Genomic DNA, 10331 nt, shown 5'->3' on the forward strand with positions numbered 1-10331 from the left:
ACGGCGATGAGGTCATCGAGAATGCCGACGTCGTCATCGTCAACAACCGCATCTCTGCCGTCGGGCGCGCGGGACAAGTGACTATTCCCAAGGATGCTGTCGTACGCGATGTCAAAGGGCGCTTCATCGTGCCGGGCTTCATCGACACGCACGCGCATTGGCTGCATAGCCGCTTCGATGTGCTCGATCTGCAGGCTTGGACCTTCAACATCAATCTGGCGCATGGCGTGACGGCGGGCCTCGATCCGCAATCGTTCACGCAGGATGTGTTTGCTTACGCTGACATGATCGATGCGGGGTTGATGACGGGGCAACGTGCGTTTTCCACCGGTCGCGGCGTGGGCCTCAGCGGCGAGCCACTGGAAACTGCCGAAGACATGCGGCTGGTCCAGCGTCGCTATCGCGACGGCTACGGGACTCACAACATCAAGAGTTACTTGATCGGCAACCGGCACAGGCGGCAACTGCTGATCAATGCGGCGAACCAGCTGGGCATGATGCCCACTGTCGAAAACATCTCGCTGCAGACCGCGCTGACGCATGCGATCGACGGCTACCACGGCAACGAGCACGATCTGAGAACGTTGCCGGTGTATCGGGACGTGACGGAACTGTTTGCACGCACCGGGATGGGTTTCACGCCCACCGTGGTGGTCACGGATAGCGGGCCCAGAGCGGCCAACTATTTCTACATCACCCAGACGCCGCACGAGAATCCGAAGATGAATCGGTTCATGCCGCATTTCGTTCTGGACATGAACACCCGTCGGCGAAGCTGGTTTCGCGAAGACGAGCAGACGTTCCCTCGTGTTGCGCAAGTAGCGCGGGACATCGCACAGGCGGGCGGACGCGTCGGTATCGGCAGTCATGGCGAGTTTCAAGGCGTCGCCTACCACTGGGAAATGCAGGCGCTCGCGAGCGGCGGCATGACCCCGATGCAGGTGCTGCGGGCTGCAACTCGCAACGGCAGCGAATTCATCGGCCGTGCCGATGACCTGGGCAGCCTGGAGAACGGCAAGCTCGCCGACTTGGTCATTCTTTCTCGCGATCCGCGCGAGGACATTCGCCACGCGCAGGAGATCGAGTTCGTGATGAAGAACGGGCGGCTCTATGTCGGTGACACGCTGGATGAGGTGTGGCCACGGCAACGTCCGATGCCTGCGCCGTGGTTCAAGCGGCTCGAAACCGTCCGGCACCAGCCCAATGGCACAACACAACTGAGCAACGGCGATGCTGCTGCGGGAGAGCACAAACGTGCGAACTGAGTCGATTCGGCGAGCGTTGGCCAGCTGGGCATCGTTAGTGCTGTTGTGCGCGTCGGCGCTGACCACTCGTAAGATGCCGGTAGATGAGGCTGCGTCGCTGACAGCGTCGGGCCGGACAGGGTTCATCGACAGCTATGCCAAGAACCCGGCAGCCGTACGGCAAGCTCACGGACGTCAACCTATTCGCGTTCGAGAAGCTCGGTAACGACACGATCTATCACTACCGCGCGCGCTTCGATCGGGAGGTGGTGGCGGTGATGCTGGAGATCAATCCGAAAGGCGAGTTTCAGCGATTCGCGTTCCGCCCGGTGGCAGCGTGGGATGCGCCGGTGAAGTACTTTTCCTTAGCGGTGCCCGGATCGCGGTGCTTGGGAAGCACCGTTGATCGCGTAGAACGCGCCTTCTCAGCCTGTCCACGCTCGGCAATGATCCTAGCCTCGTTCTCAGACGGGGCAAAGGGATGCAAGAGACAGCGTGGCGCACGGGCTTCGTCTTCGAAGAACTCTACCTATGGCATCACACCGGCGCTGCGGCGGGTGTCATGCCGCCTGGGTTGGCCGTCGAACCAGGCCAACATGTCGAGAGCCCCGAGGCGAAGCGGCGCTTCCGCAATCTATTGGAGGTGAGCGGGTTGAGCGACTCGCTCCAGCGATTGCGCGCAGAGCCGGTGGATGAAAGCTACCTGGCGCGATTCCACACGCGCGACTACATCCAATGCATCAAAGAACTGTCGGCCGCTGGTGGCGGTGATGCCGGCGTGCTCACACCGTTCGGTCGAGGCAGCTTCGACATTGCCTTGCTATCGGCCGGTGGCACCCGGCGCGCGGTGGAAGCAGTGATTGCTGGCCAAGTGCGCAATGCCTACGCCTTGGTTCGCCCACCGGGACATCATGCCGAACGGGACCGCGGTCGCGGCTTTTGTCTGTTCGGCAACATCGCATTAGCGGCGATGCATGCGCGTGCGCAGTTGGGCGTGGGGCGCGTTGCCATCGTCGATTGGGACGTTCACCACGGCAATGGCACGGAGCAGGCGTTCTACGAAGAACGCGACGTGCTCACAGTATCGACTCATCAGGATCGATTGTTTCCTCGCGATAGCGGCGATGTCGCAAGCAACGGCGCCGGTGCGGGTGCCGGCTACAACATGAATGTGCCGTTGCCGCCGGGTTCGGGTGAAGGTGCTTACATCGCGGCCTTCGAACGCGTCGTGATTCCGGCGCTACAGCGTTTCAAACCGGAGCTGATCATGGTGGCTTCCGGATTCGACGCCGGCGGCCTCGATCCGATGGGGCGTATGCAATTGCACAGTGACAGCTATCGACGGCTGACGGCGATACTCATGGCCGCGGCCAACGACCTGTGCAACGGACGGCTGGTGTTTTCTCATGAAGGCGGATATTCGCCGTGGCAAGCGCCGTACTGCGGACTCGCCGTGATGGAGGAACTGAGCGGCGTACGCACGCGCATCGTCGATCCTTTCCTCGAAATGGTTCAGGGCTGGGGACAGCAGGGACTGCAACCGCACCAGTCGCTTGCCATCGATGCTGCCATCCCTTTGTTGGATCGCCTTTAATAGCGCGTCGTAGCCAAAATGTTACCTCGACAACTTGGCAGGCCAGCGCAGCGGCAACGGTCGATGCATTCCTGATTTTCTCGTTTCCCTGCGGCGGCGGGTGACGTTAGCGTGTGCGATGGACTGGTACCACGCGCACCCATGATCGACACCAAGCAACTTCCAAGGCCGCCGCAGCAGACGTTCGCCTCCCCCGCGGAGCAGCGCGAGTACAACAAGCAGCAGCTGGCGGCGACCTTCAGGCTGTTCGGCAAGCACGGCTTCGAGCAGGGCGTCATGGGCCACGTCTCGGTGCGTGACCCGGAATTTCCCGATCAGCTGTGGATGAATCCGTTCGTGCGCACCTTCGACCGGATCAAGGTCAGCGACCTGCTGCGCATCCGCTTCGACGGCCAGCTGCTGGAAGGCAATGGCTACATTCACCCCGGCGGCATCAATCCACACACCATCATTTTGAAGGCGCGGCCCGATCTGAATGCCGTCGCGCATGTGCATTCGACGTATGGGACAGCGTGGTCCACGTTGAATCGGCTGCTGGATCCGATTTCGGCGGAGGCCGCCGTGCTGTATGAGCGGCACACGATCTACGACACTTATCGAGACGGTGAGCGGGAGAACTTGGCCGCAGCCATTGGTGACAATCGAGTCATCATTTTCAAAGGCCACGGCATCTTCACGGTCGGCCGCTCGGTGGAAGAGGCGGCGTATCTATTCCTGTTGACCGAGAAAGTCTGCCAGGTGCAATTGGCGGTGGAAGCCACCGGTCAGAAACCCTGGCAACTGGATGCCGAGACGGCGCGTCACATCTCGGACAGCAACGGCTCCGAGAAGTCACGCCTGAACTTCCAGCCGTACTACGAGAGCATCGTCCACCAGTTTCCGGACCTGCTCACCTGATGTCCGCACGCCGCCTGCGGCAGTGAGCTGAATTCTCATGTGGCCCTATCTGCTAAAGCGCCTGGCGCTCATGGTGCCCACCTTGTTGGGCGTGTTGACGCTCAGCTTCGTGGTCACCCAGTTCGTACCGGGCGGTCCCATCGATCACGCGTTAGCGCGCTTGTACAGCGAAGGCGCGCGTTCCGACGCTACGGGCGAGGGCTCGGCCGAAAGCGGCAGCCTCTGGGCCTACACCGGTCGGCAGGGCATCGATGAGGAACAAGTGGCTGAACTCACCGCGCTCTATGGGTTCGATCGGCCGCTGCACGAACGATATCTGCACATGCTCTCGGGCTACCTCCGCTTCGACTTGGGCGAGAGCTACTTTCATCACCAAAGTGTCTGGTCGCTGATCGTCTCGAAGCTGCCGGTGTCGCTGTCGCTGGGTACGTGGATCCTGTTTCTGACCTATCTGATCTCGCTGCCGCTGGGGGTGTCAAAAGCGCTGCGCTCGGGGACGCCGTTCGATACCGCGACGACGGTGTTGCTGCTGGTGGGTTACGCCTTGCCCAGCTTCGTATTGGGCGTGCTGCTCATCGTGCTGTTCGGTGGCGGTTCGACGTTCTGGGAAATCTTTCCGTTGCGTGGGCTCACGTCGGACAACTGGGATGAGCTCGCGACGTTGCCGAAGCTGTTGGATTACCTCTGGCACATCGCCATGCCGGTTACGGCGATGGTGGTCAGCAGCTTTGCGTTGAAGTCGCTACTGACGCGCAACTTGTTCCTCGACGAAATGGACAAGCAGTATGTGTTGACGGCGCGCGCCAAGGGCGTGCCGGAACGGCGCATCCTGTGGAAGCATATTTTTCGTAACGCGCTGTTGCCGTTGATCACGGGCTTTCCGCCCACCTTCATTGCCGCGTTCTTCACCAGCACGCTACTGATCGAGACGCTGTTCTCCCTCGACGGTCTGGGACTACTGTCGTATGAGTCGATCCAGACGCGCGACTATCCGGTCGTGCTCGGCACGCTCTACGTGTTCACGCTGATCGGGTTGGTGACCAAGCTCGCGGGCGATGTGGCGTACGTCGTCGCCGATCCGCGCATCAAATATGAAGCAGGGGCGCACTGACATGGCAGACGGACGCGAAGACGCGCCTGAGACCGTGGGGCGTGCGCTATGGCGGCGTTTCCGAAGCAATCGGCTGGGCTACTGGAGCCTGATGCTGTTTCTGGGCTTGTATTGCTTGAGTCTCGCGGGCGAACTGGTCTGCAACGATCGGCCGCTGATCGTGCGCTATCAAGGCGACTGGTACTTCCCGCTGTTCAAGGACTACGACGAGCGGACCTTTGGCGGCACGCTGCCGATCCGCGCCGACTATCACGACCCGGTGGTGCTCGCGCAGTTGGAGGCGCCGGGCAACTTCGCGTTGTTTCCCATCAATCGCTACTACTACGACACGCTCGATTACTACACCGCGCTGGAGTATGTGCCCAGCCCGCCGTCGAGCGAGCATTGGCTGGGGACCGACATCGCCGGCTACGACATCGTGGCGAGATTGCTGTATGGCTTCCGCACGTCGATTACCTTCGCGCTGATCTTGACCGCGGCGGGCACGGTGATCGGCATTGCGGTCGGTGCCTTGCAAGGCTACTTCGCTGGCAAAGTGGACTTGTTCACGCAGCGCTTCATCGAGATCTGGAGCGCGATGCCAGAGCTGTATCTGGTGATCATTTTCGCATCGATCTTCGACTACAGCCTGGTGGTGCTGCTGATCCTGTTGACGTTGTTCGGCTGGATGACGCTCTCCGACTACGTGCGCGCCGAGTTCTTGCGCAATCGGCAGCTCGAGTACGTGAAGGCGGCCCGAGCCATGGGGCTATCGCATTGGCAGATTGCCTGGCGTCACATCCTGCCCAACAGCTTGACGCCGGTCATCACCTTCCTGCCGTTCCGCCTGAGCGCGGCCATCATGACGCTCGCCAGTCTGGATTTTCTGGGGCTGGGCGCGACTGCACCGGACCCGAGCTTGGGACTGTTGTTGCTTCAAGGCAAGGAAACATTGAGTGCCTGGTGGATCGCCATGTCGGCCTTCGCCGTGTTGGTGTTGGCGCTACTGCTGCTGACGTTCATGGGAGAGGCGCTGCGTGGGACGCTGCGCACCGATTCCAGGGAATTGCCGTTGCCGGAAGGAGCGTGACGTGAGCACACCGTTGGTCGAGCTGCAGGGAGTGTCGATTGCGTTCGCGGGACAGCCGGTCGTGCACGATCTGGATCTGACCGTGAACGCGGGTGAGCGCGTCGCCTTGGTCGGCGAGTCCGGCTCGGGCAAGACCGTCACGGCGCTGTCCATTCTGCGTCTGGTGCCGCGTGCCCGAATCACGGGGCGCATCTTGTTTCAGGATCGCGATCTGACCCGGGCGAGTGAGGCAGAGATTCGCGACCTGCGTGGCTCGGATGTCGCGATGATTTTTCAGGAGCCGATGACGGCTCTGAATCCGCTGTACAGCGTCGGCAATCAAATCATCGAAACCTTGGCATTGCACGAGGGACTGCAGGGACGCGCGGCTCGCGAGCGAGCCATCGAGTTGTTGGCGCGCACCGGTGTGCGACAGCCAGAGCGACGAGTCGACAGCTATCCGCACCAGATGTCGGGTGGACAGCGGCAACGAGCCATGATTGCCATGGCCTTGGCCTGTCGTCCCAAATTGTTGATCGCCGATGAGCCGACCACTGCATTGGACGTAAGCACACGCGCCCGGATCGTGAGGACGCTGCTCGAACTGCAGGAGGAAGAGAATCGCCGTGGTGGCGATGGCCTGGCCATCCTGCTCATCAGTCATGATCTCAATCTGGTGCGTCATTTCGCCCAGCGCGTGGTCGTGATGGAGCAGGGACGCGTGGTCGAGTCCGGCGCAACCGAGCAAGTGTTCTGCTCGCCACAGCATCCTTACACATCGATGTTGCTGGCGAGCCAACCGAAACGTCAGGTGACTGCGGTCGCGGACGATGCGCCGGTGGTGCTGGAGACGCGGCAGCTTCGGGTCGAGTATCCGAAAGCACGCAGCGGCTGGCGCGGTTGGTTCTCCAAGGATCGATTCGCGGCGGTCGCCTCTGCCGATCTACAACTGCGCGAGGGCGAGACCATCGGCATCGTCGGCGAGTCCGGATCGGGCAAGTCGACGCTGAGTCAGGCCATTCTCGGCTTGCAGCCGACCTGTGCCGGCGAGATCGTGTTCGATCAGCGGAAGGTCGAGCGCAGCGCCGACTGGCGAGTGCTGCGCAAGCATTTGCAAGCGGTCTTTCAGGATCCGTTCGCTTCGCTGTCGCCGAAGTACAGCGTGCAGCGGCTGATCGGCGAGGGGCTCGGACTGCATTTCCCGGAATTGGATGAAAGCCAACGCCGCGATCGTGTGCTGGCCGCGCTCGATGATGTCGGGCTACCGCTGCGTTCGCTGCGAGCGTTATCGCATGAGTTTTCCGGTGGGCAGCGCCAGCGCATTTCTATCGCTCGCGCGTTGATCGTCTCACCCCGGGTGGTGGTGCTGGACGAACCCACGTCGTCGTTGGATGTTTCCATCCAGAATCAGATCTTGCGGCTGCTGTCGGAACTGCAACGCAAGTATCGGTTGAGCTACGTGCTGGTGAGCCACGATCTGGCGGTGATTCGGGCCATGGCGCACCGGATCTATGTGATGAAGGACGGTCACATCGTGGAGTCCGGCGAGACTGAAACCGTGATTACCCAGCCGACCCACGCTTACACGCGTGAACTGGTCGAAGCCTCGTTCTAGCGCCGAGTCGGTGACTCGACCACTGGCGGGGCGTGAGCGTCAATGCATTCTCGTTTTTGTTGTTTCCCTCGGCGGATCGATGCCTTTAGCCTGCAGACCCAGGACGCTGAGTGGAGGAAGTCGGGAGTGAGTGCGGAGCTTGATTCGAAGACGGCGTTTCGGGGCCGAATCTACGGCAATATTCTCGAGACCATCGGTGCCACGCCGCTGGTGCGTTTCGATCGATTGGCCGCGGAATATCAGGTGCCGGCTGGTATCGTCGGCAAGCTGGAGTTCTTCAATCCGTTGGCATCGGTCAAAGATCGCCTGGGCGCGGCACTGATCGAAGCGGCCGAGCGCGATGGACGCATTCGGGCCGGCGAGACGGTGTTGATCGAGCCGACCTCGGGCAACACCGGCATCGGCTTGGCCTTTGTCGCCGCCGCGAAGGGTTACGAACTGATTCTGTGCATGCCGGAGAGCATGTCCATCGAGCGACGCCGGATGGTGCAGTTCCTGGGCGCGCGCATCGAGCTGACGCCGGCGGGCGAGCGGATGAGTGGCGCGATCCGGCGAGCCAAGGAACTCAACGCGCAGATTCCCGGCTCCGTGGTGCTTCAACAATTCGAGAATCCCGCCAATCCTGCGGCCCATCGTGCCACCACGGCTGAGGAGATCTGGCGCGACAGTCACGGCCAGGTCGATATCTTCGTCGCTGGCGTGGGTACTGGCGGCACGCTCACCGGCGTGGGCCAAGTGCTGAAGCGCTACAACCCTGCGATCAAAGTGGTCGCAGTGGAGCCCGCCGGCAGTGCCACCTTATCCGGAGGCAAGGCGGGACATCATGAGATTCAAGGCATCGGTTCAGGTCATCTGTCCACGTTCCTCGATCGCAGTTTGATCGATGAGATCGTGACGGTCGGCGACGATGCAGCGTTGACCACGGCACGACGTCTCGCGCGCAGCGAAGGCGTTCCGGTCGGTGTCAGCGCAGGCGCGGCGGTGTGGGCTGCGCTGCAATTGGGACGGCGTCCCGAGAATGCAGGCAAGACCATCGTCGTCATCATTCCGGACTTTGCCGAACGTTATCTATCCACGGTGCTTTTCGAGGACGCCCCGCAGTCAGACTCGTCCAGCACCCACGCGGAGGTGTCTCGATGAGTACGTCAACCCGAATCCTGCTGGTCCCCGGACGCGGCAACTCCGGAGAGAAACATTGGCAGACCGTCTGGGAACGCCACAACCCGAGCTATCGTCGGGTGCTGCACCGTGAGTGGCACAATCCGGATTGTGCCGAGTGGGTGCAATCGCTGGATGCCGCGATCAATGCGGAGCGTTCGCCAGTGATCCTGGTCGCGCATTCCTTGGCGGTCGCGACGGTGGCGCACTGGGCCACGCGTCATCACGGGCCGGTTGTCGGCGCGCTGTTGGTGTCGCCGAGCGATGTGGAGCGCGACGACTATCCTGTCGGCACGACTGGGTTCGCACCGATTCCTCAGCAGCGACTGCCTTTTCAAAGCATCGTGGTGGCGAGCTCCGATGATCCGCGAGTGACCCTCGAACGCGCCGCCCTGTTAGCGCGAGCGTGGGGGGCGCAATTGCATGTGCCGGGGGCGTTCGGCCATCTGGGTACGGCTGCGGATCTGGGCGAGTGGCACTACGGTGCGCACTTGCTGGCGAGATTGCAGCAGGCAGCGCAGGCGGCTTGAGGCCGCCTGCAGTTCAAGCGGCGGTCACTAGATTGACCGGCGCTTCCAGCCGCTCACGAATCGACTGTGCCGTGAGCGCTGGCACCATGCTCTGAATGAAAGAGAGCGCATAGCTGCGCAGGTAGGTGCCGCGCCGGATGGCGATGCTGGTGGTGATCGGCTTGATGACATCCCGGGTCTGTAGCGCGACCAATCGATCGTCGAGTTTGGGATCGAACGACTTCTCGGCAATGATGCCGACGCCCAGCCCGAGCGAGACGAAGGTCTTGATCACATCCGAATCGACGGCCGAGATGATGATGTTCGGCGTCAAGCCGCGGTCGCGAAACGCCTCCTCGATGTTGTCGCGGCCGACCATGCCTTCCTCGAAGGTGATGATGGGATAGCGCGCGATATCTTCGAGCGACGGAAAGGCTTTGGCCAGCAGCGGATGGCCTTGAGGCACCACGATCCGGTGCGTCCACGAGTAGGCCTGAAAGGTGACCACGTCCGACGAGTGGGCCAACCCATCAGGTAGCAGGCCCAGATCCACTTGCCCTGATTTGACCAGCTCGGCGATCTGCGCCGGGAACGTCTGATACAACGACAGGTGCACCTGTGGGTAGGCGTGACGAAACGCCATGATGACGTCTGGCAGGCGATAGCGGACCTGTGCATTGGTCGCCGCCAGCGTCAGATTACCGCCGTCGTTGCGCCGAAACTCTTCAGAGGCCTTCTTCAGGCTGGCGCGATCTTTGAGGATGCGCTCGATGATCTGCGCGATTTCATGGCCGGGCTCGGTCAGGCGGATCAACCGTTTGCCATGACGCTGGAAGATGTCGACGCCCAGTTCGTCTTCCAGTTCGCGAATCTGGCGCGACACCGCCGACTGCGACGCATGCAGCACCTCGGCCGCCTCGGTCAGGTTGAAATTACGCCGGATCGCTTCGTGGACAGCGCGCAGTTGCTGGAAATTCATGTTTCGGACACCTTCGGTGCTACAGGGTCTCGCTCCCCCCTTACTGTTCCCAGATTCCTTCGGGCGGTCGGCTATCAATGCTTCAGGTAATGATGCCCTGTCTACGATGCGTTGCCAGTAACGCGGTCATGACGAATGAGCATGAGCGCTGTGCATCGGGCGCATATGGGGTGTGC

The 10331-nt window shown here is 61.6% G+C and carries 9 protein-coding genes; 8 read left to right on the plus strand and 1 reads right to left on the minus strand.

Annotated elements, in window-relative coordinates:
* From JNL55_RS13315 to JNL55_RS13350, 8 genes are all read left to right on the plus strand, one after another.
* A partial coding sequence (locus tag JNL55_RS13315) for an amidohydrolase family protein (RefSeq protein WP_293853684.1) occupies window positions 1-1265 on the plus strand: 1265 nt, incomplete at its 5' end.
* A gap of 460 nt (window positions 1266-1725) precedes the next feature.
* Window positions 1726-2838 carry a class II histone deacetylase gene (locus JNL55_RS13320; RefSeq protein ID WP_293853686.1) on the plus strand — a complete coding sequence of 371 codons (1113 nt, stop codon included), beginning with the start codon at window positions 1726-1728 and terminating at the stop codon, window positions 2836-2838.
* Between the two features lie 141 nt (window positions 2839-2979).
* Window positions 2980-3735, plus strand: coding sequence for a class II aldolase/adducin family protein (locus JNL55_RS13325; RefSeq protein WP_293853688.1), 756 nt, complete (start codon window positions 2980-2982; stop codon window positions 3733-3735).
* 37 nt (window positions 3736-3772) lie between these two features.
* Window positions 3773-4846, plus strand: a complete 1074-nt coding sequence (locus tag JNL55_RS13330) for a microcin C ABC transporter permease YejB (protein WP_293853690.1) — start codon at window positions 3773-3775, stop codon at window positions 4844-4846.
* A 1-nt stretch (window position 4847) separates the two neighbouring features.
* Window positions 4848-5915, plus strand: a complete 1068-nt coding sequence (locus tag JNL55_RS13335) for an ABC transporter permease (protein ID WP_293853693.1) — start codon at window positions 4848-4850, stop codon at window positions 5913-5915.
* Between the two features lies 1 nt (window position 5916).
* Window positions 5917-7509 carry an ABC transporter ATP-binding protein gene (locus JNL55_RS13340; protein ID WP_293853695.1) on the plus strand — a complete coding sequence of 531 codons (1593 nt, stop codon included), beginning with the start codon at window positions 5917-5919 and terminating at the stop codon, window positions 7507-7509.
* Window positions 7510-7635: 126 nt separating this feature from the next.
* On the plus strand, window positions 7636-8649 hold the full coding sequence (gene cysK / locus JNL55_RS13345) for a cysteine synthase A (protein ID WP_293853698.1): 1014 nt from the start codon (window positions 7636-7638) through the stop codon (window positions 8647-8649).
* Complete coding sequence (locus JNL55_RS13350) at window positions 8646-9197, plus strand: RBBP9/YdeN family alpha/beta hydrolase (protein ID WP_293853700.1); 552 nt, start codon at window positions 8646-8648, stop codon at window positions 9195-9197. The genes cysK and JNL55_RS13350 overlap by 4 nt, the downstream gene beginning before the upstream one ends.
* Window positions 9198-9210: 13 nt before the next feature.
* Here the strand turns inward: JNL55_RS13350 and JNL55_RS13355 are convergent, their stop codons facing one another.
* The gene (locus JNL55_RS13355) at window positions 9211-10155 is read right to left on the minus strand and encodes a LysR substrate-binding domain-containing protein (RefSeq protein WP_293853702.1); all 945 of its coding nucleotides are present in this window, start codon (window positions 10153-10155) and stop codon (window positions 9211-9213) included.
* Window positions 10156-10331: the final 176 nt, after the last annotated feature.

Origin of the sequence: Steroidobacter sp., from assembly GCF_016790065.1 — a bacterium.
In the GTDB taxonomy this organism is placed as follows: Bacteria; Pseudomonadota; Gammaproteobacteria; order Steroidobacterales; family Steroidobacteraceae; genus Steroidobacter.

Bases quoted from the DNA above. Each gene is read 5' to 3' on its own strand.
- JNL55_RS13320 (WP_293853686.1), top strand. From the start codon at position 1,726: ATGCAAGAGACAGCGTGGCGCACGGGCTTCGTCTTCGAAGAACTCTAC.
- JNL55_RS13325 (WP_293853688.1), top strand. From the start codon at position 2,980: ATGATCGACACCAAGCAACTTCCAAGGCCGCCGCAGCAGACGTTCGCC.
- JNL55_RS13330 (WP_293853690.1), top strand. From the start codon at position 3,773: ATGTGGCCCTATCTGCTAAAGCGCCTGGCGCTCATGGTGCCCACCTTG.
- JNL55_RS13335 (WP_293853693.1), top strand. From the start codon at position 4,848: ATGGCAGACGGACGCGAAGACGCGCCTGAGACCGTGGGGCGTGCGCTA.
- JNL55_RS13350 (WP_293853700.1), top strand. From the start codon at position 8,646: ATGAGTACGTCAACCCGAATCCTGCTGGTCCCCGGACGCGGCAACTCC.
- JNL55_RS13355 (WP_293853702.1), bottom strand. From the start codon at position 10,155: ATGAATTTCCAGCAACTGCGCGCTGTCCACGAAGCGATCCGGCGTAAT.